This window comes from Aureimonas phyllosphaerae, from assembly GCF_900113065.1.
GTDB lineage: Bacteria > Pseudomonadota > Alphaproteobacteria > Rhizobiales > Rhizobiaceae > Aureimonas > Aureimonas phyllosphaerae.
The window spans coordinates 196,778-220,941 of the sequence record NZ_FOOA01000003.1 but is presented as its reverse complement, the minus strand read 5'-3'; the positions used below and the strand labels follow the sequence as shown (position 1 = coordinate 220,941).

The window sequence follows — 24,164 nt, the reverse complement described above, 5'->3', positions numbered from 1 at the left end:
TCGTCAGGGGTGCACACCCTCCCGCGACCGCATGGCACGCCCATCGGGCGCGCGTTCGCGCGAAACTAGTCGGGAGCCGGAGCCTCGTTCAGGTGCCCGCGATAGGCGACGACGAGGCCGATCACCGGCGCCCGGATCGTGACGTCGAAGCAGAAGCTGCCGCCGCCCTGCGTTTCGAACGCCTCACCGAACGTTGGCAGCCATCGCGGCATGAGCAACCCAAGGCACCAGGCGCGGCGCTGGACGAGTTCGAGGCGGCCGGCGTCGAGGACGAGCGCTGTGGCGACGCAGACCGGTCCGAACCGTTCGAAGAGGAGCGGCTCGCCGCGGTCGACCTCGGCCCACTGCGTGGACCGGAGGACGTGCCCGCCGAAGTCACGGATCCAGATCTCGCCCGCCCCATGAGGCTCGACCGTCACGGTGACGGGCACCGCCTCGCCGGGTAGGGGAAAACGGAGGATCGCGGCGGCCATACGAGCGAGAATGCCGCCGCCTCGGCGGATCGAGGCGGTGCCGACCCAGCGATGCGGACCCCGGCCGGAATGGAACGCGCGCACGGGATCCGGCAGGTCTGCGAACGCTGCGCCCATCACGACCTGATAGGCCGACGGGTCTGCGTTCAAAGGATGCGGCCGCGATACTCGGGGGCGGGCACCCAGCACGTCTCGCGCTTTCCGAACAGCCGGTAGCGGTTCCGGGCGACCAACCGGTAGACCGCGTCGCGGATCGGGCGGGGCACGAGCCGGAACACCCCCATCAGCTTCCACGGGAAGCCGATCCGCTCGTAGATGCTGAGGACCGCATCGCTGTCGCGGCGCAGCCGATCGCCCTCGACGACGATCATGGTGGAGGGATCGTTCGGATCCATCCCATGCCTTCTGTAGAGCGCCTGCCCGACATCGCCCTGCATCGAGGCCAGACGGAACCGCCCCGCCTTGTCGTGGTCGAGCACGAACTGGGCGTTGGCCGAACACAAGACGCATTCCGCGTCGAACAGGATGATCGGGCCGTCCGTCTCGGGTCTCAACTGGGCGGCCTCTCGCATCCGATCGTCCTCTGCGGCGCAGGCCGCGCTTCGACGAGGCCGCCGCGGGAGAGGTAGACCGCGCGGCGGCGCCGGGAAAGCCCGTGCGACGTCGTGGAGCACTAGAACCGGAAGCGCAGCGATCCGATCACGTCGCGACCCTGCTCGCGGTAGCAGTAGGCGTTGTTGCAGAGGGCCGCCCGGTTGTCGAAGAGGTTGTTGGCGTTGATCTGGGCACGCACGCCTTCGAGCTTCGGGTTCGCCGCGCCGAAGTCGTAGCTGATCGCCGCATCGATCAGGATGCGGGAGTCGTTCTCGCGCGTATTCGTGTCGTTGGCCGCGTTGGCGCCGAGGAACCGGCTGCCCACCCCGAAGCCCAGACCTTCGGCGACGCCGGAACTGACCTCGTAATTGCCCCAGAGCGAGAACTGGTGCTCGGGAATGCCGGCGACCTGGTTGCCGACGTTCTCGCCTTCGGTGAACGCGATGTCGGTGTAGGAGTAGGCCGCAACGAGGCTGAGACCGTCGGTGAGGGCGGCGTTCGCCTGCAGTTCGAAGCCCTGCGAGCGCACCGCCCCCGTCTGAACCTGGAAGAAGCTCGACGTGTTGACCGGGTCGGTGACGAGGAGGTTGTTCTGCTCGATGCGGAACAGGGCGGCGTCCACCGTCAGGGCGATCCACTCTGGCGCGTATTTCACGCCCACCTCGACCTGCTCGCCCTCCGTCGGATCGAACGCACTGCCGTCGAAGGCGGTGCCGACCGTCGGGGCGAAGGAGGTCGAGTAGTTGGCGTAAGGGGTGATCCCGTTGTTGAAGAGGTAGGAGAGACCGACCCGGCCGGAGAAGTTCCGATCCTCGGCCCGAACCGTCGCATCGGGGTCGTTGTTGTTGAACGTATCCGTGTCGAGCCAGTCGTAGCGACCGCCGACCGTCAGGACGAGGCGCTCGTACTCGGCCTGATCCTGCAGGTAGAGACCGATCTGGCTCTGGTGCGTCGTCGTATTGACGAGGTTGTGCGAGGTGGGCGCGAAGATCGGCTGCTGCCCGTAGTTTCGGGTGACGAGGTCGAGATCCGGCGCGGACGAGCCGCCGTAGCGGTATTGTCCGTCGAAATAGGTGTAGTCGAGCCCGCCGAGCAGCGTGTGGCCGACGGCGCCGGTCTCGAACTTGCCTTCGATCTGGTTGTCGACCGCGAATCCCTTGGCGTCGTCCAGGATTTCGCCCGCGCTGCGGCTCGCCGACAGCCCGTCCGGGTTGATGCCGAGTACCGAGACGAAGCGCATGTCGGTTGCGATCGTCTGGTAGCGCAGGTTCTGGCGAACGGTCAGCGTATCGTTGAAGCGGTGCTCGAACTCGTAGCCGACGCGCCCTTGGGTCTGATCGAGGTCGCGGAAGGCCGGGTCGCCCTGCTCGATGCCGGTGATGCGGGCGTCGGGTGTCGTGAAGAACCCGCGCCCGCCGCCTGACTTGGTGTCGGTGTACTCGCCAAGGAACGTGAACTGCGTGTTCCGATCGTCCGAGCGCAGCGTAAAGGCCGGGGCGATATAGGTGCGGTCGTCGCGGGCGGCGACGAACTCGGTGTCGGCGGAACGCTCGATCCCGGTGATCCGGTAGAGCACGTTGTCGTTGCCGCCGAGCGGGCCGGAGGCGTCGAAGTTCGCCTGATAGTGGCTGTCCGTGCCGATCTGGCCGACGACTTCGCGGAACGGCGCGTCGGTCGGGCGCTTGGTCACGAGGTTGACGATGCCGCCGGGCGCGGAGGCGCCGTACAGGACCGAGCTCGGTCCCTTCAGGATCGACACACCTTCAAGGCCATAGGGCTCGTTGCGGAAGTAGGCGAAGGAGCCGCCGAGCGAGCGCAACCCGTCGCGATAATAGCCCGTGTTGGCGACGTTGAAGCCGCGGATGAAGAGCGTGTCGAACGCCGGGTCGAAGCCGAACGTGCCCGCTCGCACGCCCGCCGTGTAGCGTGCTGCCTCGACCAGCGTCTGCACGTTGCGGTCGTCGAGCTCTTCGCGCGAAATGACGGAGACGGCCTGCGGCACCTTGCGCAGGTCGGTATCGGTTTTGGTGCCGACGCGCGCCTCGCGCCCGACATAGCCCTCGGTCGAGATCCCCCCGCCGACGCCGACGCCCCCCGACGCCGCGCCGCTCCCCGCGCCATCCACCACGACGGTGTCGAGCACCACGTCCTGCGCGAGTGCCGGACCGGCCATCACTGCGCCGGCCAGAAGGGCGACGCGTCGTGCGGAACGGATGGAAGGACGGGTGAGGGGCATGGGTCGGCTTTCACTTCATGGCGATTTCGTGGCATGCCCTCTCAAACATGACTGAAATAGTCAAGTATGTTGCCCCCAAAAACGTCAGTCCAACTGACGAGGTGCAGCAAGCCTGTGGAAGAGCGTCTCCACACGATGCCGGCGCCTCCTTCGACAGGGCGCGCAAATGCGCTATGGGACGGGGGTGAGCGACATTCCTTCCGTTTCCGTTCGGTGCGCCGTCTACGGCGCGCCGCCATCCGACCTTCTCGACGTGCCGGACGACGCCGTTCAGGTGTCGCCGCTACGGCCGGGCTCGGTCGCGCTCGACAGCCTTCCCGATGCGACGTTGGAGGAAGCCGTCGTCGCCGCGCCGCCCGGCTCGATCGAGCGCCGCCACGTGCTGGCGCAGGCCCTTCGGGCGCTGCGACCGGGCGGAACGCTGGACGTGCTGGCACCCAAGGACAAGGGCGGACAGCGCCTGCGCGGGGAGCTCGAAGCCTTCGGCTGCGCGGTGGCCGAGCGGTCCAAGGCGCGCCAGCGCATCTGCCGGGTGGAACGGCCGGACGCTCCGATCGGTCTGGACGCCGCGATCGCGGAAGGGGCGCCGACGGTGGTGGAGGAGACCGGCCTCCACTCGCAGCCCGGCGTCTTCTCCTGGAACCGCACCGATCCGGGCAGCGCCCTCCTCACGCGCCATCTCCCGGCCTTCTCGGGGCGCGGCGCCGATCTCGGCGCCGGGCTCGGCGTGCTGGCGCGCGCGGTTCTGTCGGCGCCCGCCGTCGAGGAGCTGACGCTCGTCGAGCTCGACCGGCGGGCGGTCGAGGCGTCGAGGAAGAACGTCTCAGATGCGCGCGCCCGGTTCCTCTGGGCGGACGTGCGCTCGGTGCCGCTGTCCGATCTCGATTTCGTCGTGTCCAATCCGCCGTTCCATGCCGAAGGCATCGAAGACCGTGCGCTGGGCCAGGCCTTTGTCGCTGCTGCCGCGCGCATGCTGCGGCGCTCGGGAACCTTCGTCCTCGTCGCCAACCGGCACATGCCCTACGAGGACGGACTTCGCGCGGCCTTCCGCAGCATGACCGTGCTCGCCGACGAGGCGGGCTACAAGATCATCGAAGCGCGCAAATGACCAAGGCTCCGACCGCCCGGCTCGACAAGCTTTTGGCCAATCTCGGCTACGCCTCGCGCCGCGAGATCCAGCTCCTGGCGAAGAACGGCCGCATCCGGCTGGACGGCGCGCCGCTCACGCGGGCCGACGAGCGCATCGCGGTGACGCCCGATCTCGAAGCGCGGCTCGTGGTCGACGGCGAGCCGCTCGACCCGCTGCCGGGCTTCGCGCTCATGGTGCACAAGCCGCTCGGCGTCACCTGCTCGCATAAAGAGGCGGGGCCGCTCGTCTACGACCTCCTTCCCGCGCGCTGGCGCCGCCGCGATCCGGCGATCTCGACGGTCGGCCGCCTCGACAAGGAGACGTCCGGCCTCCTCCTGATGACGGACGACGGCGCGCTCCTTCATCGCATCATCTCCCCGAACCGGCATGTGCCCAAGGTCTATCGCGCCCATCTCGCGCGGCCATTGACGGGCGACGAGGCGGCGCTGTTTTCGTCCGGCACGCTGATGCTTGAGGGCGAGGACAAGCCCCTGAAGCCGGCCGAACTCGCGGTCGTGGGAGAGCGGGAAGCGCTCCTGACCGTGCACGAGGGCCGCTACCATCAGGTGCGCCGCATGTTCGCGGCGACCGGCAACCACGTGGAGGCCCTGCACCGCGAGGCGATCGGCGGCCTTGCGCTCCCGTCCGATCTCGCGCCCGGCGCGATCCGGCGCCTGTCGGCCGACGATCTCGCCGCGATCTTCGCCGCTTGAGCGGCGGGGCGTCGCGCCGCGGTTGACGCGGATGGTCGGCGACACGATGTCACGCTGAGGCCAAGCTTTCGCGCTTCTCTCGGCCCCTGTTCGAACGGATACCGGATCAAGACATGGCCGCAAGGCTTCGCAGGCTTCTGACGGGCCTCCTCATCGTCGGGCTCGGCGCCGGCGCCTATGTCGCGCTGGACCGCGGCACCGAGCGCTCGGATGCGGCCGTGCTGGCGCCTGCCGCGCGCGCGACGGGACCGGTCGAGCTTGCCGCCTTCGAGGTCGAGACGGTGGCGGCGCGGGACTATGCCCGCACCGTCGCGGTCTCGGGTCCCGCCCGGCCGATCCGCCGCGCCGTGGTGACGGCCGAGGTCTCGGGTCGCCTATCCGAGGTGACGGTCGAGGTGGGGCAGGCCGTTAAGGCCGGCGAGGTGCTGGCGCGGTTCGACGAGACACTCCTGCGCTCGGCCCTGTCGGCGCGCGAAGCGACGCTGGAGGCGCGGCGATCGGAGATCAAGCTGGCGGAATGGACGCTGGAGCGGCGCCAGCAGCTCGGCACGCGCGGCATCACGTCGGACGCCGATCTTCTCAGCGCGCAGTCTCAGCTTCTCAACCTTCAGGCGCAGGCCCGCGCTCTGGAGGCCGAGGTCGCCGACGCGCGAAAGGCGCTGGACGATGCGGTCGTGACCGCTCCGTTCGACGGCGTCGTCGCCGCGCGGCCGGTCGAGCCCGGCCAGACGGTCGCCGTGAACACCGAACTGCTCCAGCTGGTCGACCTCTCCACGATCAAGGTCGCGGCCAGCGTGCCGACGAGCCGGATCGGCGAGATCGCGGTCGGCCAGACGGCGCGTCTGCGCTTCGAGGGCGCGGGCGACCGCCTGTTCGATGGGCGCGTGTCGCGCATCGCGCCGGAAGCGGAGGCCAACTCTCGCGCGATCACCGTCTTCGTGACGATCCCCAACACGGACGACGCCATCCGCGGCGGCATGTTCGCGGTCGGCGAGATCGCGGTCGAGGCGATGGACAAGGTCGTCGCCGTGCCGCCCGCCGCCATCCGGCAGGACGAAGCGGGCGCCTTCGTGCTGGCGGCCGCCGGCGGAAAGCTGGAGCGGCGTCCCGTGGAGGCCGGAGCCACGCTGCCGCGCGAGGGGCTCGTGGTCGTCATGTCAGGCGTTTCGCCCGGCGACACCGTGGTCGTCGCGCCGCTGCCCGATCTGAAGGCGGATACGGCCGTGACGATCGAGGGCCCCGGCCCCGCATGATCCTCACCCGCATCAGCGTCGCGCACCCGGTCTTCGCCACGATGATGATGGCGGCGATCGTGGTGATCGGCCTGTTTTCCTACGGCCGGCTCGGCCTCGACCAGTTTCCGGACGTCGATCTTCCGGTCGTCGTGGTGGCCACGACCTATTCCGGCGCCTCGCCCGAGACGGTCGAGTCCGAGATCACAAGGCCCGTCGAGCAGGCGGTGAACACGATCGGCGGCGTCGATCGCGTGACCTCGCAGAGCTTCGAGGGGCGCTCGCTCGTCATCGTCGAGTTCACGCTCGACACCGACTCGCGCACGGCCGCGCAGGAGGTGCGCGACCGGGTCTCGCGGTTGGAGGCGGGCTTTGCCGACGGCATCGACACGCCGCAGGTGACGCGCTTCAACCCGGACGACCAGCCGATCCTGTCGCTGGCCGTCTCGTCGGCGACGAAGACGCTGCCGGAACTGACGACACTGGCCGATCAGGTCATCACCCGCCGCCTCAACACCGTGCCGGGCGTCGGCCAGACGGCGATCGTCGGCGGCGCCGAGCGGCAGATCCAGGTTCTGCTCAACCCCGAGCGCATGGAGGCCTTCGGCGTCGCGCCCGCCACCGTGATGGACGCGATCCGTCGCGAGAACCAGGACATCGCGGCCGGTACGCTGACGGCCGGCATCACCGGCCGCAACGTCACCGTGGAGGGACGCATCACGGATGCCGCCGGTTTCGAGCGGATCATCGTGAAGTCCGACGAGGGAGCGCCGATCCGGCTCGCCGACGTCGCGACGGTGCGCGAGGCGGGCGCGGAACTCACCAGCCGCGCGGCCTTTTGCGGCGTGCCGGCGCTCGGCGTCGACGTCGTGAAGGTGCAGGACACCAACACGGTGGCGGTCGCCCGCGCTCTGCGGGCCGAGATCGAGAAGCTGAAGGTTGAGCTGGCGGGGCAGGGCGTCGAGCTCGCCGTCTCGCGCGACAACTCGCGCTCGATCGCCGCGCAGGTCGCCGACGTGCAGCGCACGCTGATCGAGGGCGCGCTGCTCACCGTCGCGATCGTCTTCCTGTTCCTGAATTCCTGGCGGTCGACCGTCATCACCGGCCTGACGCTGCCGATCTCGGTGATCGGCACGTTCGCCGTGATCCACCTCCTCGGCTTCACGCTCAACACGATGACGCTGCTGGCGCTCTCGCTCGCCATCGGCATCCTGATCGACGATGCCATCGTCGTGCGCGAGAACATCACGCGGCATCTCCACATGGGCAAGTCGCACCGGCAGGCGGCGATCGACGGCACCGAGGAGATCGGTCTCGCGGTGCTCGCCACAACCCTCTCCATCGTCGCCGTGTTCCTGCCTGTCGCTTTCATGGGCGGCATCATCGGCCGCTTCTTCCTCGAGTTCGGTGTCACCGTCGCGGTGGCGGTCCTGATCTCGCTCTTCGTCTCCTTCACGCTGGACCCCATGCTCTCCAGCGTCTGGTACGATCCCGCCTCGCAGCCCGATGCCAGGCGCGGGCCGCTCGGCCGGCTGGTCGCCCGGTTCGATCGCGGGTTCGAGCGGACAGCCGCGCGATATGCATCCGTGATCCGCTGGACGTTCCGCCACCGCATCCTGACGCTCGGTGCGATCCTTCTCACCTTCGGCATCAGCCTCGCGCTCGTGCCGCGCATCGGCGCGGAATTCGTGCCCGCCGGCGATCGCGGCGAGTTCACCGTGTCGATCGAGACGCCGGAAGGCTCATCGCTCGACTACACCGCGCGCAAGGTTTCGCAGGTCGAGCGCATCCTGGCCGGCGTGCCGGAGATCGCGACCTACTATTCCACGGTGAACGCCGCCGCCTCGCGCGGCTTCAACTCCGCGACGGTCGCCGTCACGCTGAAGCCGATCACCGAGCGCACGCGCGCCACGATGGATCTCGCGGAGCCTCTGCGCGAGCGCGTGTCGCGCATTGCGGGCCTGACGGTCTCGGTCAACCAGCCTTCGCTGGGCGGCGGGGGCGGCGGCGGTGCGAGCGCCAAGCCGCTGCAGGTCTCGGTACTCGGCGAGGGCGAGGCGGAACTGACGCGCCTGTCGGACGAGATCATGGCGCGGCTGCGGGCCATCCCCGGCGCCGTCGAGGTCGAGTCCTCGCTGGACGACCAGCAGCCGACGCTCGCCGTGCGGGTGCGCCAGGAGGCGGCAAGCGATCTCGGCGTGTCGCTGCAGGCGATCGGCGACACGCTGCGCCCGCTCGTGGCGGGCGACGCGATCTCGGTCTGGAACGCGCCGGATGGCGAAACCTACGACGTCCTCGTACGCCTGCCGGAGGCGGGGCGCGAGCGCGCGGCGCAGCTCGGCGAGTTGCGCGTCGCGTCCAGCCGGCAGGACGCGAGCGGTCGGCCGATCCTCGTCTCGCTCGATCAGGTGGCCGACGTCGTCGACAGCGTTGCGCCGTCGTCGATCAACCGGCGCGACCTGTCCCGCGAGGTGCGCATCTCCGCCAATGTCGAGGGACGCGCGCTCGGCGAGGTGGTGGCCGACCTCCAGCGCGAGATCGCCGGGCTGACGCTGGCGCCGGGATACCGCGTCTCGTTCGGCGGCGAGGCGGAGGACATGGCCGAGAGCTTCGGCTATGCGATCCAGGCGCTCGGTCTCGCGGTGATCTTCATCTACCTGATCCTCGCCTCGCAGTTCGGCTCCTTCCTCCAGCCGCTCGCGATCATGACCTCGCTGCCCCTGTCGCTGATCGGCGTCCTACTCGGTCTGCTCGCGACCGGATCGACCCTCAACATGTTCTCGATCATCGGCTTCATCATGCTGATGGGGCTCGTGACCAAGAACGCGATTCTCTTGGTCGACTATTCCAATCAGGCGCGCGCCCGCGGCCTGTCGCTGCGCGACAGCCTTGCCGAGGCGGGGCAGGTGCGCCTGCGCCCGATCGTGATGACGACGCTCGCGATGATCTTCGGCATGCTGCCGCTGGCGCTCGGTCTCGGCGAGGGGGGCGAGCAGCGCGCGCCGATGGCCCATGCGGTGATCGGCGGCCTCCTGTCGTCCACCGTCCTGACGCTGATCTTCGTGCCGGTGGCGCTGACCTATCTCGATGGGCTGGCGCGTCGCCTTCGACCCTTCCTGCCGCGCTCGGCCGACGAAGCCCATTCCGGGGAGGCCGCCCATCCTGCCGAATAGGCGAGGAGAGGCCGGACGTTCCGTGCAAAGGCTCGGAGGCGCAACGGAATGGCCTTGTGCTTTTCGGTCTCTGCCGTTGAGATGGCGGGACCGGGAGCGGCGCTCCCATCGCGGTCCGCCGGGGCGGACGACAGGAGACGCGCATGATCCGCAACGCATCGATCGCCATCGCCGCCCTCTCGCTGGGCCTTGGCGCCGTCGGGGTGGCAGAGGCCGCCGATCCCGCCTCCTGCAAGACCGTACGCATGTCCGATCCCGGCTGGAGCGACATCACCTCGACCAACGCTCTGGTGGGCGTCGTCCTGAAGGGCCTCGGCTACGATCAGAAGGTCGAGACGCTCGGCGTTCCGGTCGGCTACCAGGCGCTCGCCAACAAGCAGACCGACGTCTTCCTCGGCAACTGGATGCCCGCGCAGGCGAAGTTTCGCCAGCAGCTCGAGGTGGACGGCACCGCCGAGGAACTAACGCGCAACCTGACCGGCGCCAAGTTTACGCTAGCCGTGCCCAACTACGTCGCCGAGGCGGGCGTCAAGGACGTGAAGGATCTTGCGACCAATGCCGACAAGTTCGGCAAGGAGATCTACGGCATCGAGTCGGGCGCGCCTGCCAACATCAACATCCAGTCGATGATCGATGCCCCGAACTACGGGCTCGCCGGCTGGAAGCTCGTGGACTCCAGCGAGCAGGGGATGCTGTCGCAGGTGCAGCGCGCCGAACGGTCCAAGAACTGGGTCGTCTTCCTCGGCTGGGCGCCGCACCCGATGAACAACATGGGCATCACCTACCTGTCGGGCGCCGACGAGTTCTTCGGCCCGAACTTCGGCGGCGCCGAGGTCTTCACGCTGGCCCGCGCCGGCTACAAGACCGAATGCCCGAACGCGGCCAAGCTTTTCAGCCAGATGGTCTTCACGGTCGAGCAGGAGAACCAGATCATGGCGGCGCTCGCCGACGGCACCGATCCGGCAAAGGCCGCCAAGGACTGGCTGAAGGCGAACCCCGGCGTTCTCGACGGATGGCTCGCGGGCGTCGAGACGCTCGACGGCCAGCCGGGCCTTGCCGCCGTGAAGGCGAGCGTCGAGGGCTGACGCCGCATCCGGCTTGACGGAACGGGGCTGTCGCGGTCAATGCCGCGGCAGCCCCTGCATCCTTCTGGCGAGCGCGACATGCTTCAGAGCCGGCCCAACTTCCTCATCGTCATGGTGGACCAGCTCAACGGCACGCTGTTTCCCGATGGGCCGGCGCGTTTCCTCCACGCGCCCAACCTCAAGGCGCTGGCAGCCCGTTCCGCGCGCTTCGTCAACACCTACACCGCAAGCCCGCTCTGCGCGCCGGCGCGCGCCTCGTTCATGAGCGGGCAGCTGCCTTCGAAGACGCGCGTCTACGACAACGCCGCCGAGTTCGCCTCCGACATTCCGACCTTCGCGCATTACCTGCGGCGCGCCGGCTACCGCACCACGCTGTCGGGCAAGATGCACTTCGTGGGGCCGGACCAGCTCCACGGCTTCGAGGAGCGGCTGACGACCGACGTCTATCCCGCCGACTTCGGCTGGACGCCCGACTACCGCAAACCCGGCGAGCGCATCGACTGGTGGTATCACAACCTCGGCTCCGTCACGCACGCGGGCGTCGCCGAGATCACCAACCAGCTGGAATACGACGACGAGGTCGCCCACCACGCGGCCGCCCGGCTCTACGACCTGTCGCGACGCAACGACGACCGGCCCTTCTGCCTCACGGTCTCCTTCACCCATCCGCACGACCCCTACGTCGCGCGTCGCCGTTTCTTCGATCTCTACCGCAACTCGCCGGCGCTCCTGCCCGCGGTCGAGCGGATCGAGTTCGCCGACCAGGACCCGCATTCGCAGCGCCTGATGATGGCCTGCAACGACCACGAATACCGCATCACGGACGAGATGATCGCCCGTTCGCGGCAGGCCTATTTCGCCAATATCAGCTACATCGACGAGAAGGTCGGCGAGCTCGTCGACATCCTCGAGCGCACGCGCATGCTGGAGGACACGATCATCCTCTTCGTGTCCGACCACGGCGACATGCTCGGCGAGCGCGGCCTCTGGTTCAAGATGAACTTCTTCGAGGGCTCGGCCCGCGTGCCGCTGATGGTCTCGGCGCCCGGCCTGCCGCCCGGCCCCTACATGCAGCCGGTCTCGACCCTCGACGTGCTGCCGACCTTGGCGGAGCTCGCCGGGATCGACCTGTCGGACGGCGCCGAATGGCTCGACGGCATCTCGCTGATGGACACGGCGCGGCGGGGGGAGCGGGCTCGATCGGTGCCGATGGAGTACGCCGCCGAGGGCTCGATCGCGCCGATGGTCGCGGTCCGGCGCGGGCGGTGGAAGTTCACGCGTTGCCTTGCCGATCCCGACCAGCTCTTCGATCTGGCGGACGATCCGTCCGAACTGCGCGACCTCGCCGCAGACCCGGACCATGCCGAACTGCTCGCCGCCTTCGACGCCGAGGCGACGCGTCTGTGGAACCTGCGCGCCTTCGACCGCGACGTGCGCCAGAGCCAGGCGCGCCGCCTCGTCACCTACGAGGCGCTGCGCAACGGTGCCTACTATCCATGGGACTTCCAGCCGCTTCAGAAGGCGTCGGAACGCTACATGCGCAACCACATGGACCTCAACGTGCTGGAGGACTCCCAGCGCTTTCCGCGGGGCGAGTGAGCGCACGAGGTGCGTGTGGAAGGCTGAAAACGAAGGCGTGATAAGGCTTTGCGCTGTCATGGAACCATCGTAGGTTTGACACGCGACTGTTGGTTCGCGCCGCTAGGAGGGCGGTGACGGACCGTGGCCATCAAGGCCCGGCGCTGGGAGCCTATTGCGATGACCAAGACGACCGCCGCCGCTGCGACCCTCGTGGCCGCCCTTTTCGCCTCGACCGCCGCCGTGGCGCAGACCGAGATCCAGTGGTGGCATGCCATGACCGGCGCCAACAACGAGGTCGTGGACACGCTCGCCAAGGAGTTCAACGAGAAGCAGTCCGACTACAAGATCACGCCGGTCTTCAAGGGCACGTACCCCGAGACGCTGAACGCCGGCATCGCCGCCTTCCGCGCCAAGCAGCCTCCCGCGATCATCCAGATCTTCGACGCCGGCACCGGCGTCATGATGGGCGCCGAGGGCGCGATCAAGCCGGTGGCCGAGGTGCTCGGCCAGAGCTTCGACAAGTCGAAGTACCTGCCGGGCATCGTATCCTACTATTCCAAGCCCGACGGGACGATGCTAAGCTTCCCGTACAACTCGTCCTCGCCGATCATGTACTACAACAAGGACGCCTTCCAGAAGGCGGGCCTCGACGTCGACAACCCGCCCAAGACCTGGCCGGAGGTGTTCGACGCCGCGAAGAAGATCAAGGCGTCGGGCGCCGCCCCATGCGGCTTCACCTCGACTTGGCTGACCTGGATCCAGACCGAGAACTTCGCCGCCTGGAACAACGTGCCCTACGGCACCAACGAGAACGGTCTCGCCGCCCTCGACGTGAAGCTCGAGCTCGATGCCCCGATCTTCGTCGAGCATTTCCAGGCGATCGCTGACCTCGCCAAGGACGGCACGTTCCGCTACGGCGGCCGCACGTCGGAGGCCAAGCAGCTGTTCCTGTCGGGCGAGTGCGCGATGCTGACCGAATCGTCGGGCGGCCTCGGCGACGTCGTGAAGTCCGGCATGAACTACGGCACCGGACAGCTGCCCTACGACCCGAAGGGGAACAACGCGCCGCAGAACACCATTCCGGGCGGCGCCAGCCTCTGGGTCTTCGGCGGCAAGTCGGACGAAGAATACAAGGGCGTCGCCGCCTTCTTCGAGTTCCTGTCGCAGACCGACATCCAGTCGCGCTTGCACCAGGTCTCCGGCTACCTGCCGGTGACGCTCGCCGCCTACGAGGCGACCAAGGCCAGCGGCTTCTACGAGAAGAACCCGGCCCGCGAGATTCCGATCCAGCAGATGATGGGCAAGACGCCGACCGAGAACTCCAAGGGTGTGCGCCTGCCGAACCTGCCGCAGGTCCGCGACATCATGAACGAGGAGTTCGAGGCCATGCTCAACGGCAGCCAGGACGCCAAGATGGCGCTCGGCAAGATCGTCGAGCGCGGCAACGCGGCGATCGCGCAGGCCGCCGGCCAGTAAGCGGCCGCACAGGCGATCCTCACCCTCAAGGCGCCCCGCCGTTCGCGGCGGGGCGCGCCCATGTCATGCTCGGGGCGGCCGTTTGAACACCCGCGTCACCTTTCCCAACAAGCTTCTGCCGTACTTGCTGCTCGCGCCGCAGGTGCTGGTGACGCTCGTCTTCTTCTACTGGCCAGGGGCGCAGGCGCTCTACCAGTCCGTCCTGCGCGAGGACGCGTTCGGTCTGAAGACCGAGTTCGTTGGCCTCGCCAACTTCCGGCAGGTGCTAAGCGATCCCGGCTATCTCCACGCCCTAAAGACCACCATCGTCTTCAGCCTGTCGACGGCCATGCTCGCGATGGGCCTCGCGCTGCTGCTCGCGACATCGGCAGAAAAGGTGCTGCGCGGCAAGGCGTTCTACCGCACACTCCTGATTTGGCCCTACGCGGTTGCACCCGCCATCGCAGGCATGCTCTGGCTCTTCATGTTCAATCCGACGATGGGCACGTTCGCCTACATGCTGCGCGCGGCCGGCTATGGCTGGGATCCGCTGCTGAAGGGCGATCAGGCGATGGGGCTCGTCATCGTCGCGGCAGCCTGGAAGCAGATTTCCTACAACTTCCTGTTCTTCGTCGCCGCCCTCCAGTCCATCCCGCGCTCCCTGATCGAGGCGGCGGCGATCGACGGGGCGCGAGGACCGAAGCGCTTCTGGACCATCGTCTTCCCGCTGATCGCGCCGACGACCTTCTTCCTCCTCGTCGTCAATACCGTCTACGCCTTCTTCGACACGTTCGGCATCATCGACTCGGTGACGGGAGGCGGCCCCGCCAAGGCGACGGAAACGCTGGTCTATAAGGTCTACACGGACGGCTTTGTGAACCTGAACCTTGGTGGCTCGGCCGCCCAGTCGGTGATCCTGATGGCGATCGTCGTGGCGCTGACGGCCTTCCAGTTCCGCTTCGTCGAGCGGCGCGTGCATTACGGGTGAGGCGATGATCGAGAACCGACCCTTCGCCACCGCGCTCGCGCACTGCGTCCTGATCCTTGGCGTCCTGATCGTCGCCTTCCCGATCTACTACACGTTCGTCGCCTCGACCCTCTCGACGCCGGAAATCCTGCGGCCGCCGCTGCCGCTCGTGCCCGGCGACCAGTTTGCCGGAAACTACGGGCAGGCGCTCTTCGGCGGCGTCGGCCGGATCGGCGGTGTCGGCGTGTGGACGCTCCTCTTCAACACGTTCGTGATGGCGATGGGCATCGCGCTCGGCAAGATCGTCATCTCGCTCCTGTCTGCCTTCGCGATCGTGTTCTTCCGCTTTCCCTTCCGCATAGCGTTCTTCTGGCTGATCTTCATGACGCTGATGCTGCCCGTCGAGGTGCGCATCCTGCCGACCTACAAGGTGATGGTCGATCTCGGCCTGATCGACACCTATGCCGGCCTGATCCTGCCGCTGGTCGCCTCCGCAACGGCGACGCTTCTCTTCCGCCAGTTCTTCCTGACCATCCCTGGCGAGCTGGTGGAGGCCGCGCGGGTCGACGCGGCGGGACCGATGCGCTTCTTCCGGGACATCCTCCTGCCCCTGTCGAAGACCAACATCGCGGCGCTCTTCGTCATCCTCTTCATCTACGGCTGGACCCAGTATCTCTGGCCGCTCCTTGTCACCAACGACAACTCCATGAACACGATCGTCATCGGCCTGAGGAAGATGATCTCCTTCGCCGACGCCGACACGCCCTGGAACCTCGTCATGGTGACAGCGATCCTCGCCATCGTGCCGCCCGTCCTCGTGGTGGTGCTGATGCAGCGCTGGTTCGTCAAAGGTCTCGTGGAATCGGAAAAGTAATGGCCTCGATCACGCTCCAAGACGTCCGCAAGACCTATCCGAACGGACAGGAGGCGGTGAAGGGCATATCGCTCGATATCGCCGACGGCGAGTTCGTGGTGCTGGTCGGTCCGTCCGGCTGCGGCAAGTCCACGCTCCTGCGCATGGTGGCGGGGCTCGAGACGATCACGGGCGGCGAGGTCCGGATCGGCGACCGGTGGGTCAATGACCTCGAACCCGCCGACCGCGACATCGCCATGGTCTTCCAGAACTACGCGCTCTACCCGCACATGAGCGTGCGCCAGAACCTCGCCTACGGGCTGAAGAACCGAAAGATGCCGGCCTCCGAGATCGAGCGGCGCATCAGCGAGGCGGCGCGCGCGCTGGAGATCGAGACCTATCTCGACCGCAAGCCGGGCCAGCTGTCGGGCGGCCAGCGCCAGCGCGTCGCCATGGGGCGCGCGATCGTGCGCGAGCCGGCCGCCTTCCTCTTCGACGAGCCGCTGTCGAACCTCGACGCCAAGCTGCGCGTCTCCATGCGCGCCGAGATCCGCCGCCTGCAGAAGCGGCTGAAGACCACGAGCCTCTACGTCACCCACGACCAGCTAGAGGCGATGACGCTGGCGGATCGGCTGGTGGTGCTGAACGGCGGACAGGTCGAGCAGGTCGGCACGCCGATCGAGGTCTACGAACGGCCAGCCTCCCTGTTCGTCGCAAGCTTCATCGGCTCGCCGGCCATGAACCTCGTGCCGCTCGCCGAGGCGCTGAAGATCGAGGGCATGGATCGGGCGCTCGGGCTTACACCGGGCCGCGCCGACGTGCTCGGCATCCGGCCGGAGCATGTCGCGATCGTCGAGGGTCCGGGCGACGGTCGCCCGTACGCGGACGTGACGCTCAGCGCGATCGAGCGGGTGGGGGCGGAGACCTATCTCTACGGCGCCCTGCCGTCCGGCGGTCCCGACATCGCGCTACGCACCGCCGGGCACGTGCGCAAGGATCTCGGCGAAACCGTGCGGATCGGCTTCGATCCGGCGGCTCTCCACCGCTTCTCGGCCGATACGGGACGACGGGTTGCCTAGAAGCTGGGCAGAGGCTGCGGATTCTTTGATCTTGCCGCATTCGTCCTATTCCCATATGTAACAGCTATCGCCGCTTGCGGGAGAGACCAGCCGAAAGGCTGGCGCCGAAGGAGCAACCGCCCCGGAAACTCTCAGGCAAAAGGACCGCGCGGCGCAAACCATATCCGGAGAGTGACGACCCGTCGGGTCGTCCGCCGAAGGAGAAAGCGGACGAGGGAATGCTTCCCCGCCGTGAAACTCTCAGGCCAGTGACGGAGGGGCACGAAGGCAACCCGCGATAGTGCGGGGAAAGGACCTGTCGTGACCTCAGTGGCCGTTATCGGCGCCGGCATCACCGGCATCACCACCGCATACAAGCTTCTCTCGCAGGGCCTCGACGTCACGGTCTTCGACCGGAACGCCTATTCGGCCATGGAGACCTCGTTCGCCAACGGCGGCCAGCTGTCGGCCTCCAACGCCGAGGTCTGGAACTCGCCGTCGACCTTCATCAAGGGCATCAAGTGGATGCTCAAGAAGGACGCGCCGCTTCTCGTCCACCCCGCGCCGACCTGGCACAAGCTGTCCTGGATGGCCGAGTTCGTGCTGGCCGCGCGCTCCTACGAGGAGAACACCGTCGCGACCGTGAAGCTCGCGATCGCGGCTCGCCGGCATCTCATCGAGATGGCCGAGCGCGAAGGGTTCGAGTTCGACCTCGTGAAGCGCGGCATCCTGCATGTCTACGAGTCGAAATCCGAGTTCGAGCATGCCTCGCGCGTCAGCCAGCTCTACGCCAAGGGCGGGCTCGAGCGCCGCAGCCTGACCGATGCCGAGATCCACGCGATCGAGCCGGCGCTCGCCGGCACGTTCCATGGCGGCTTCTTCACCGAATCCGATTTCACCGGCGACATCCACAAGTACACGCGGGGCCTTGCCGACGCCGTGGTGCGCCGCGGCGGCAAGATCCGCTACGAGGCCGATGTGACGCAGCTTTCGATGCGCACCGAGGGCGGCGCCGCCGTCTTCTCGCGCACCGTCGGCAGCGAAGGCGAGCCGGTCCGCGAGGACTTCGATGCCGTGGTGGTGTGCGCCGGTGTCGCCAGCCGCCGCTTCGCGAGCCAGCTGGGCGACCGCGTGAACGTCTACCCGGTGAAGGGCTACTCGATCACGGTGAACCTGACGGACGAGGCGAGCCGCGAGGGTGCCCCTTACGTGTCGCTGCTGGACGACAAGGCGAAGATCGTGACGAGCCGGCTCGGCGCGGACCGGCTGCGCATCGCGGGCACGGCGGAGTTCGCGGGCGAGAACCGCGACATCCGCATGGACCGCATCAAGCCGCTCGTCGACTGGTGCCGCCACCGCTTCCCCGGCGTCTCGACCGCCTCGGTCGCGCCTTGGGCGGGCCTGCGTCCGATGATGCCGGACATGATGCCCCGCGTCGGCCGCGGCAAGGCGAAGGGGGTCTACTACAACACCGGCCACGGCCATCTCGGCTGGACGCTGTCGGCGATCACCGCCGACACGATCGCGGCCGAGGTGGCGGGCGACTACGCGGCGCCCGGTGTCTTCGTGCGGCCGGAGCTGAAGCCGGTGCCCGAGGTGCGCGCCGAAGCCGAGCGCCTGACCGAAGCGGCCTGAAAACCGTAGAGAACGTCATGAAAGCCGGTCCCTCCGCTCGAGGGGCCGGCTTTCCCATATCCTACGCGAGAGCCGTCTCGAAGCCGCCGCCGGGCAGCGTCATCCGGACGATCCGTGGTTTGCTGCCGGGAGCGCTGGCGGGCCAGCGTGCGCCGAGACATTGCGAGCGGGGCAGGCGCTTGATGTTCACCGCATCGCTCTGGTTGCCGCCGAGCACGTAAAGGCCAGCGGCGTCCTCGCCTGCGTAGAAGCCGACATGGCCCTTGCCGCTCGCCCGGCTTTCCCGCCAGAAGACGAGGATGCTTCCGAGCCCCGGCTCGCAGGCCGTGCCGAACCGCGACCAGTTGCGCGCGCCCAAGGGGTGGGCCGGGAGCACCTCGTCCGGCAGGGTGGCCCCGACGCAGTGGGCCACGAAAAGTCCGCACCACGGCACGTCGTCGCCGCGATAAGGAATGCCGAGTCCCTTTGCCCAGTCCTCGATCATGGGGTTGCTGCCGGGCCCAGGCACTTCGCGCGTGCCCATCAAGCGGCGGGCTTCCGCCATCCAGGGAAGATGATCGGGGGAGGGCAGGGAAGCCGAGCCGAACAAGCGGGCACGGGTCTGCGGCCCGACGACGCCGTCCGCTGCGAGCAGCTGGTCGCGCTGGAAGCCTCGTACGGCCGCAATGGTGCGCCGTCCCCAGATCCCGTCCGCGGGACCAGGATCGTAGCCGCGCTCGATCAGTCGTGCCTGGATGCGCTTCGTCAGGTCGTCCATTCCATTCGCCCCATTTTTGTGGCGCAAGCGGACCGTAGCCGGCTCCGCGCTTGCATCCGGCATCTTCGCCGCAACCCTAGCGCGTGGGATGAGGTCGGGGAGAATGATGGGCGGCTAAGCGTGGCGCGCGAGTGAGAACACGGGTAGGCAGGCCTCTCGTTTCCCCTATCTTGGGGCCCATGAATCTGCCGCCTCCGCTCGATCCCGTTCGTCACGCCTTGTTCCTCGATTTCGATGGGACGCTTGTCGAACTCGTCGACAGGCCGGAGGACGTGCAGATCGCACCCCATGCGGTGGCGCGGCTCGCTGCGATCCAGACCGCCTGCGACGGCGCCTTTGCCGTCATCAGCGGCCGCCGCATCGCCGACCTCGCCCACCTCCTCGCACCGCTCCGCTTTGCGGCAGCGGGCGTACATGGTCTCGAGCGCCGCGAGGTGCCGGACGGCGAGGTGATGCCGCTGGCCGGACCGGCGGCCCTGGATGCGATCCGCCTCGTGCTTTCGATCGGCGTCACAGAGGAGCCCCGGCTTCGGCTGGAGGACAAGGGCACCGGCCTCGTGATCCACTATCGCGGCTATCCCGAACTTGAGCCAGTGGCGCGCGAACTCGTCACCCGCGCCGTTCAGGACGAGCCGGGATTCTCGGTGATGCGGGGCGACAACATCGTCGAGGTCCATCTCGCCGGGATGGACAAGGGCAAGGCGATCGCTGCGTTCATGACGCGCGAGCCGTTCGTCGGGCGCGTTCCGATCTACATCGGCGACGATACGACGGACGAGTTCGGCTTTGCAGCCGTGAAGGCGCTGAACGGCGTTTCGATCAAGGTGGGTGATGGCCTGAGCGAGGCGGATTTCCGGCTCGCCTGCGTCGATTCCGTCCATCGCTGGCTCGGGGTGGAGCCGGTGACGGGCGAGGACAGCATGAAAGAGGCATCGTAGGCATGGCAGGGGACAATCATCGCCTGGTCGTCGTATCGAACCGGGTCGGCCCTCTCAGCGACGAGGGCAAGGCGGGCGGGCTGGCGGTGGGGCTGGCCGATGCGCTGCGGCGCCGCGGCGGCCTCTGGTTCGGCTGGAGCGGCGAGATCACGGAAGCGGGCTCGCACAGCGAGCTTCGCGTCGAGGAGCACGGCCACACGGCGCTGAAGACGATCGACCTGTCGGAGGAGGAGATCGAGGGCTTCTACTTCGGCTATGCCAACCGCTCGCTCTGGCCGCTGCTGCACTACCGGCTCGACATCGCCGCCTTCGAACGGGAATCCGAGCGAGTCTATCGCGCGGTCAATCAGCGCTTCGCCGAGCGGCTGAAGCCTCTCCTCCAGACCGACGACCTCGTCTGGGTTCACGACTATCACTTCTTCTTCCTCGGCCAGGACCTGCGCAAGGCGGGCTACGACGGCCGCCTCGGCTTCTTCCTCCACATCCCCTTCTGTCCGCCGGACATGATGACGGCGCTTCCCGCCAGCCAGGACCTCGTGCGCGCCATGCTCGCCTACGACGTCATCGGCTTCCAGACCGACAACGACCGGCGCAACTTCGTGGACTTCTGCGTGCAGGAGTTCGGGGCCGAGGACCTCGACGGCGACCGCGTGCGCACCCCCGACGGACGCATCGTTCGCGCATCCGCCTTTCCGATCGGCATCGACGCCGAAGGCTTCGCCGAGTTCGCGGTTTCCGACGAGGCGCGCGAGCATCAGACGATGGTCGAGAACATCTCACACGGCCGCCACCAGATCGTGGGCGTCGACCGGATGGACTATTCCAAGGGCATCGTGGAACGCTTTCGCGGCTTCGAATTGCTTCTTGAGGACAACCCCGACCTTCGCGGCCAGACCCAGTTCCTGCAGGTCGCGCCGGTCTCGCGCGGCGAGGTCGAAGCCTACGCCGACCTGCGCGTCGAGCTGGAGGGGCTCGCCGGCAACATCAACGGCCGCTTCGCGACGCTCGACTGGAACCCGATCCAGATTCTGGTCAACGGCTTCACGCGCCGGGCTCTCGCGGGCATCTATCGCGCCGCGCAGATCTGCATGGTGACGCCGTTGCGCGACGGCATGAACCTCGTCGCCAAGGAGTTCGTGGCGGCGCAGGACCGCGCCAATCCCGGCGTCCTGATCCTGTCGCGCTTTGCCGGAGCCCGTGCCGAACTGCCCGAGGCGCTGATCGTCAATCCCTATTCGCCCGACGATCTCGTGCGCGCGCTGAAGCAGGCGCTCACGATGCCGCTTGAGGAGCGTCAGCGCCGGCACGAGGCGATGCGGGCGCGGGTCTTCTCCAACACCGCCCACAACTGGTGCGAGACGTTTCTGGCGGTTCTCGACGCTCCGGCGGAGCGCGATCTCCAGCCGCCGTCCTGGTGGGAGCGCTTTCGCTCCGGCATGGGCGTCGGCCGCTAGCAAATCGATTGAATGCCGGGTTTCGGGCGGCGGGCGCATCGGCTAAACCACCGTCAGCTCCACCCGTCGACGCAAGGACCGGACCGCTCATGACCCAGAAGACCCATGCCCTGATGGACATTCTGACGCGCCAGCCAGTGATGCCGGTGGTTGCGGTCGACAGCGCCGCCGACGGCATGAAGCTCGCTCGCGCCCTGGCCGCGGGCGGCCTGCCCGGCATCGAGGTGACCTTGCGCACCCCGGCGGCGCTCGACGCGATCAAGGCGATCTCGGCCGAAGTCCCTGAGGCGCTCTGCGGCGCCGGCACGATCCTGACCCCGCGCCAGTTCGATCAGGCGGTGGAGGCGGGCGCCCGCTTCATCGTTTCTCCGGGCACGACGCACGAGGTGCTGGATGCCGCCAAGACGTCCGACGTGCCGCTCCTTCCCGGCGCCGCGACGCCGAGCGAACTGATGGCGATGATCGAGGAAGGCTACGAGATCCTGAAATTCTTCCCGGCCGAACAGCTCGGCGGCATCCCCTATCTCAAGGCGCTGGCGCCAGTGTTCCAGGGCATCCGATTCTGCCCGACGGGCGGCGTCAGCCCGAAGAACGTCGGCGAGTATCTGGCGCTGCCGAACGTCGTCTGCGTCGGCGGTTCGTGGGTGGCGCCGAAGGACTTCGTGTCGGCTGGTCGCTTCGACGAGATCACCGCGCTCGCGCGAGAGGCAGCGGGTCTCGCCCGGCTCTGAGGCGATCGGCGCGGAGCCGGCGTCTGGCCGCCGCGTCCGCCTGTTCCATCTTCTGCAGGACCTTCGACCCCTGGTCCTGCGATTGCCCTTGCGCTCCCTTCCCAGACTGCTTCTCCTCCTGTCGCTGGCCGGCTTCCTGTCGGCCTGCTCAGGCGCCGCGCTTCTCAACTCCGTCACCAGCCGCGCCGGCTATGAGACGGTTCGCAACCTTCGCTATATGCCGGGCGATCGCGGAACGCTCGACCTCTACGTTCCGAACGGGGCGGGGCCGGCGACGCCCATCGTCGTGTTCATCTACGGTGGGAGCTGGGACTCCGGCTCGAAGTCGATCTACCCATTCGTCGGCCAGTCGCTGGCATCCGCCGGCTATATCGTCGCGATCCCCGACTATCGCGTCTATCCGGATGTCCTCTTCCCCGGCTTCGTAGAGGACGGCGCGCGCGCCGTGGCCGCGGTCCGCAAGCTCGGTGAGACCGGCGGCGCGGGCTTGGCGGCCGGGTCGCACCCACTATTCCTGATGGGGCACTCCGCCGGCGCGCAGATCGCGGCGCTCCTCGCCTACGACAAGCGCTATCTCTCGCGCGCCGGAGGCGGACCGGTCGCGGGCTTCATCGGGCTCTCCGGCCCCTACGATTTCCTGCCGCTGAAGGAGGAGCGCTACAAGCGCATCTTCCCGCTGGCACTGCGGGAGGCGAGCCAGCCGGTGAACTTCGTCGGACGAGGCGATCCGCCGACCTTCCTCGCCCACGGCGGCAAGGACACGACGGTCGATCCCGAGAACATGCGCTCCCTTGCGCGCAGGCTGCGGGCGGCCGGTGTGCCGGTGTCGGAAAACCTTTACCCCGGCCTCGACCACATCGGCACCGTCAGTTCGTTCGCCACGGCGCTGCCGCTCGGCAACCGGCAATTGCGGGCCGATGTCCTCGACTTCCTGAAGGACCATTCCCGATGAGCACGCACGACCTGTCGCACTGGGAGCCGCGCGAATTGCCCGGTCAGGGCGTGGTGACCGGCGAGCATGTCCGCGTCGAGCCGATGCACGACGCGCGCCGCTTCGCGGAGCTCTGCCAAGCGTTCGAGGGGCACGACCGGCTGTGGGACTACCTCGCCTACGGACCGTTCGAGACGGCCGAGGACTTCGGGCGCTTTGCCAACGCCAACTATCTCGGCACCGACCCGATGTTCCACGCGATCGTGCCGACGTCGTCCAACCGGGCGGAGGGGGTCGCCGCGCTCATGCGCATCGACCCCGCCAATGGGGTGATCGAGATCGGCCACATCTGCCTGTCGCCCCGACTGCAGCAGACGCGCGCGGCGACGGAGGCCTTCGCTCTTCTTTTCTCGCGTGTCTTCGACAAGCTTGGCTATCGCCGGCTGGAATGGAAGTGCAACGACCAGAACATGCCGTCGAAGCGCGCGGCGGCTCGGCTTGGCTTCACCTTCGAGGGCGTCTTCCGGCAGCACATGGTCGTCAAAGGCCGCAACCGGGATACGGCATGGTTCTCCATCGTCGATGCCGAGTGGCCGAAGGTGAAGGCCGGCTTTGAGGCTTGGCTTCAGCCGGAGAACTTCGACGCGAAGGGCCGGCAGCGCCGGTCCCTATCGCAGCTTCGCCCATGAGGTGCGGCGTGCGTCAGCTCCGCGCCGGGACGATCGTGATCAGCGCGTTGGACGGATAGATCGACTCGTAGAGCACGCCGTCGCCCGGAATGAATTCGAGCACGGTCTCGCCGCCACCGTCGGCCATGATCAGCGAGCCGTCGCCGGTCGTCTTCCAGTAGGCGACGCGCGCGAGTTCCGGCGAGGCGGCGCAGTCCGGGCCGATCGGCGCGCGGCGGAAACCGGCGGCGGCGTCGGCGGGCCCCGCGATCTTGCAGGTTGCACCATTGCGCAGGTCGATGAGACGCACGGCCGCCGCAGGCTGCGGGCCGGCCGGTGCGATCGAGCCGGTGATCTCGGCGGAAGGTCGCATCAGCGACACCAGGCTCTCGGCGTTCGCATCCGAGCGAGCGGGAAGGTTGGCGAGGATCGTACCGACGAAGCCGACGCCAAGCGCCACGGCTGCAAATCTCATGACCAATCTCCGAATGCGCCGCGTTG

The 24,164-nt window shown here is 67.9% G+C and carries 21 protein-coding genes and 1 riboswitch; of the genes, 16 read left to right on the top strand and 5 right to left on the bottom strand.

Features of this window, described 5'->3' with window-relative positions; genetic code table 11:
- Nucleotides 1-65 precede the first annotated feature (65 nt).
- The 3 genes from BM175_RS06185 to BM175_RS06175 form a co-directional block, all read right to left on the bottom strand.
- Nucleotides 66-623: a DUF4166 domain-containing protein gene (locus tag BM175_RS06185; protein ID WP_090960767.1), complete on the bottom strand. Its 558-nt coding sequence runs from the start codon at nucleotides 621-623 to the stop codon at nucleotides 66-68.
- On the bottom strand, nucleotides 620-1,045 hold the full coding sequence (locus tag BM175_RS06180; protein ID WP_090960765.1) for a thiol-disulfide oxidoreductase DCC family protein: 426 nt from the start codon (nucleotides 1,043-1,045) through the stop codon (nucleotides 620-622). The genes BM175_RS06185 and BM175_RS06180 overlap by 4 nt, the downstream gene beginning before the upstream one ends.
- A 101-nt stretch (nucleotides 1,046-1,146) precedes the next feature.
- Nucleotides 1,147-3,303: a TonB-dependent siderophore receptor gene (locus BM175_RS06175; protein ID WP_090960763.1), complete on the bottom strand. Its 2,157-nt coding sequence runs from the start codon at nucleotides 3,301-3,303 to the stop codon at nucleotides 1,147-1,149.
- 184 nt (nucleotides 3,304-3,487) lie between these two features.
- On the opposite strand from BM175_RS06175, the gene BM175_RS06170 reads away from it, so the two are divergent.
- From BM175_RS06170 to BM175_RS06120, 11 genes are all read left to right on the top strand, one after another.
- The gene (locus BM175_RS06170; protein WP_244545893.1) at nucleotides 3,488-4,411 is read left to right on the top strand and encodes a class I SAM-dependent methyltransferase; all 924 of its coding nucleotides are present in this window, start codon (nucleotides 3,488-3,490) and stop codon (nucleotides 4,409-4,411) included.
- Nucleotides 4,408-5,145: a pseudouridine synthase gene (locus tag BM175_RS06165; protein ID WP_090960757.1), complete on the top strand. Its 738-nt coding sequence runs from the start codon at nucleotides 4,408-4,410 to the stop codon at nucleotides 5,143-5,145. Before BM175_RS06170 ends, BM175_RS06165 begins: the two co-directional genes overlap by 4 nt.
- Nucleotides 5,146-5,258: 113 nt before the next feature.
- On the top strand, nucleotides 5,259-6,398 hold the full coding sequence (locus BM175_RS06160; RefSeq protein WP_090960754.1) for an efflux RND transporter periplasmic adaptor subunit: 1,140 nt from the start codon (nucleotides 5,259-5,261) through the stop codon (nucleotides 6,396-6,398).
- Nucleotides 6,395-9,550: an efflux RND transporter permease subunit gene (locus BM175_RS06155; protein WP_090960751.1), complete on the top strand. Its 3,156-nt coding sequence runs from the start codon at nucleotides 6,395-6,397 to the stop codon at nucleotides 9,548-9,550. The genes BM175_RS06160 and BM175_RS06155 overlap by 4 nt, the downstream gene beginning before the upstream one ends.
- Nucleotides 9,551-9,693: 143 nt before the next feature.
- The gene (gene choX / locus BM175_RS06150) at nucleotides 9,694-10,635 is read left to right on the top strand and encodes a choline ABC transporter substrate-binding protein (protein ID WP_090960749.1); all 942 of its coding nucleotides are present in this window, start codon (nucleotides 9,694-9,696) and stop codon (nucleotides 10,633-10,635) included.
- A gap of 78 nt (nucleotides 10,636-10,713) precedes the next feature.
- Nucleotides 10,714-12,234: a choline-sulfatase gene (gene betC, locus BM175_RS06145; protein WP_090961269.1), complete on the top strand. Its 1,521-nt coding sequence runs from the start codon at nucleotides 10,714-10,716 to the stop codon at nucleotides 12,232-12,234.
- Between the two features lie 159 nt (nucleotides 12,235-12,393).
- Nucleotides 12,394-13,692, top strand: a complete 1,299-nt coding sequence (ugpB, locus tag BM175_RS06140; protein WP_090960747.1) for a sn-glycerol-3-phosphate ABC transporter substrate-binding protein UgpB — start codon at nucleotides 12,394-12,396, stop codon at nucleotides 13,690-13,692.
- Between the two features lie 82 nt (nucleotides 13,693-13,774).
- Entirely contained in the window at nucleotides 13,775-14,659 is an 885-nt protein-coding gene (gene ugpA / locus BM175_RS06135; protein ID WP_090960744.1) for a sn-glycerol-3-phosphate ABC transporter permease UgpA, read from the top strand.
- A gap of 4 nt (nucleotides 14,660-14,663) precedes the next feature.
- A complete protein-coding gene (gene ugpE / locus BM175_RS06130; protein WP_090960742.1) occupies nucleotides 14,664-15,512 on the top strand; it encodes a sn-glycerol-3-phosphate ABC transporter permease UgpE in 849 nt (282 codons plus the stop codon).
- Nucleotides 15,512-16,570 (top strand): sn-glycerol-3-phosphate import ATP-binding protein UgpC, encoded by a 1,059-nt coding sequence (locus BM175_RS06125; protein ID WP_090960739.1) that lies wholly within the window; start codon nucleotides 15,512-15,514, stop codon nucleotides 16,568-16,570. The genes ugpE and BM175_RS06125 overlap by 1 nt, the downstream gene beginning before the upstream one ends.
- A gap of 67 nt (nucleotides 16,571-16,637) precedes the next feature.
- Nucleotides 16,638-16,727: riboswitch (glycine riboswitch) on the top strand.
- Between the two features lie 143 nt (nucleotides 16,728-16,870).
- Entirely contained in the window at nucleotides 16,871-18,184 is a 1,314-nt protein-coding gene (locus BM175_RS06120; protein WP_090960736.1) for a D-amino acid dehydrogenase, read from the top strand.
- 61 nt (nucleotides 18,185-18,245) lie between these two features.
- Here the strand turns inward: BM175_RS06120 and BM175_RS06115 are convergent, their stop codons facing one another.
- A complete protein-coding gene (locus BM175_RS06115; protein ID WP_090960734.1) occupies nucleotides 18,246-18,941 on the bottom strand; it encodes an NlpC/P60 family protein in 696 nt (231 codons plus the stop codon).
- 179 nt (nucleotides 18,942-19,120) lie between these two features.
- Between BM175_RS06115 and otsB the strand changes: the two genes are divergently transcribed.
- The 5 genes from otsB to BM175_RS06090 all read left to right on the top strand — a co-directional run bounded on the left by otsB (nucleotide 19,121) and on the right by BM175_RS06090 (nucleotide 23,684).
- On the top strand, nucleotides 19,121-19,879 hold the full coding sequence (gene otsB / locus BM175_RS06110) for a trehalose-phosphatase (protein WP_210284016.1): 759 nt from the start codon (nucleotides 19,121-19,123) through the stop codon (nucleotides 19,877-19,879).
- Nucleotides 19,880-19,881: 2 nt separating this feature from the next.
- Nucleotides 19,882-21,333 (top strand): alpha,alpha-trehalose-phosphate synthase (UDP-forming), encoded by a 1,452-nt coding sequence (locus BM175_RS06105; protein ID WP_090960731.1) that lies wholly within the window; start codon nucleotides 19,882-19,884, stop codon nucleotides 21,331-21,333.
- A gap of 89 nt (nucleotides 21,334-21,422) precedes the next feature.
- Nucleotides 21,423-22,064 (top strand): 2-dehydro-3-deoxy-phosphogluconate aldolase, encoded by a 642-nt coding sequence (locus BM175_RS06100; protein WP_090960728.1) that lies wholly within the window; start codon nucleotides 21,423-21,425, stop codon nucleotides 22,062-22,064.
- Between the two features lie 88 nt (nucleotides 22,065-22,152).
- On the top strand, nucleotides 22,153-23,016 hold the full coding sequence (locus BM175_RS06095) for an alpha/beta hydrolase (protein WP_244545892.1): 864 nt from the start codon (nucleotides 22,153-22,155) through the stop codon (nucleotides 23,014-23,016).
- On the top strand, nucleotides 23,013-23,684 hold the full coding sequence (locus BM175_RS06090) for a GNAT family N-acetyltransferase (RefSeq protein ID WP_090960720.1): 672 nt from the start codon (nucleotides 23,013-23,015) through the stop codon (nucleotides 23,682-23,684). Before BM175_RS06095 ends, BM175_RS06090 begins: the two co-directional genes overlap by 4 nt.
- 13 nt (nucleotides 23,685-23,697) lie before the next feature.
- Here the strand turns inward: BM175_RS06090 and BM175_RS06085 are convergent, their stop codons facing one another.
- Nucleotides 23,698-24,138, bottom strand: a complete 441-nt coding sequence (locus tag BM175_RS06085; protein WP_090960718.1) for a hypothetical protein — start codon at nucleotides 24,136-24,138, stop codon at nucleotides 23,698-23,700.
- Nucleotides 24,139-24,164: the final 26 nt, after the last annotated feature.

Coding starts and splice junctions, on each gene's coding strand:
- choX (WP_090960749.1), top strand. CDS start 9,694: ATGATCCGCAACGCATCGATCGCCATCGCCGCCCTCTCGCTGGGCCTT.
- BM175_RS06125 (WP_090960739.1), top strand. CDS start 15,512: ATGGCCTCGATCACGCTCCAAGACGTCCGCAAGACCTATCCGAACGGA.
- BM175_RS06105 (WP_090960731.1), top strand. CDS start 19,882: ATGGCAGGGGACAATCATCGCCTGGTCGTCGTATCGAACCGGGTCGGC.
- otsB (WP_210284016.1), top strand. CDS start 19,121: ATGAATCTGCCGCCTCCGCTCGATCCCGTTCGTCACGCCTTGTTCCTC.
- BM175_RS06100 (WP_090960728.1), top strand. CDS start 21,423: ATGACCCAGAAGACCCATGCCCTGATGGACATTCTGACGCGCCAGCCA.
- BM175_RS06155 (WP_090960751.1), top strand. CDS start 6,395: ATGATCCTCACCCGCATCAGCGTCGCGCACCCGGTCTTCGCCACGATG.
- BM175_RS06085 (WP_090960718.1), bottom strand. CDS start 24,138: ATGAGATTTGCAGCCGTGGCGCTTGGCGTCGGCTTCGTCGGTACGATC.
- BM175_RS06165 (WP_090960757.1), top strand. CDS start 4,408: ATGACCAAGGCTCCGACCGCCCGGCTCGACAAGCTTTTGGCCAATCTC.
- BM175_RS06115 (WP_090960734.1), bottom strand. CDS start 18,941: ATGGACGACCTGACGAAGCGCATCCAGGCACGACTGATCGAGCGCGGC.
- BM175_RS06180 (WP_090960765.1), bottom strand. CDS start 1,045: ATGCGAGAGGCCGCCCAGTTGAGACCCGAGACGGACGGCCCGATCATC.
- ugpB (WP_090960747.1), top strand. CDS start 12,394: ATGACCAAGACGACCGCCGCCGCTGCGACCCTCGTGGCCGCCCTTTTC.
- BM175_RS06175 (WP_090960763.1), bottom strand. CDS start 3,303: ATGCCCCTCACCCGTCCTTCCATCCGTTCCGCACGACGCGTCGCCCTT.
- ugpE (WP_090960742.1), top strand. CDS start 14,664: ATGATCGAGAACCGACCCTTCGCCACCGCGCTCGCGCACTGCGTCCTG.
- betC (WP_090961269.1), top strand. CDS start 10,714: ATGCTTCAGAGCCGGCCCAACTTCCTCATCGTCATGGTGGACCAGCTC.
- BM175_RS06160 (WP_090960754.1), top strand. CDS start 5,259: ATGGCCGCAAGGCTTCGCAGGCTTCTGACGGGCCTCCTCATCGTCGGG.
- BM175_RS06090 (WP_090960720.1), top strand. CDS start 23,013: ATGAGCACGCACGACCTGTCGCACTGGGAGCCGCGCGAATTGCCCGGT.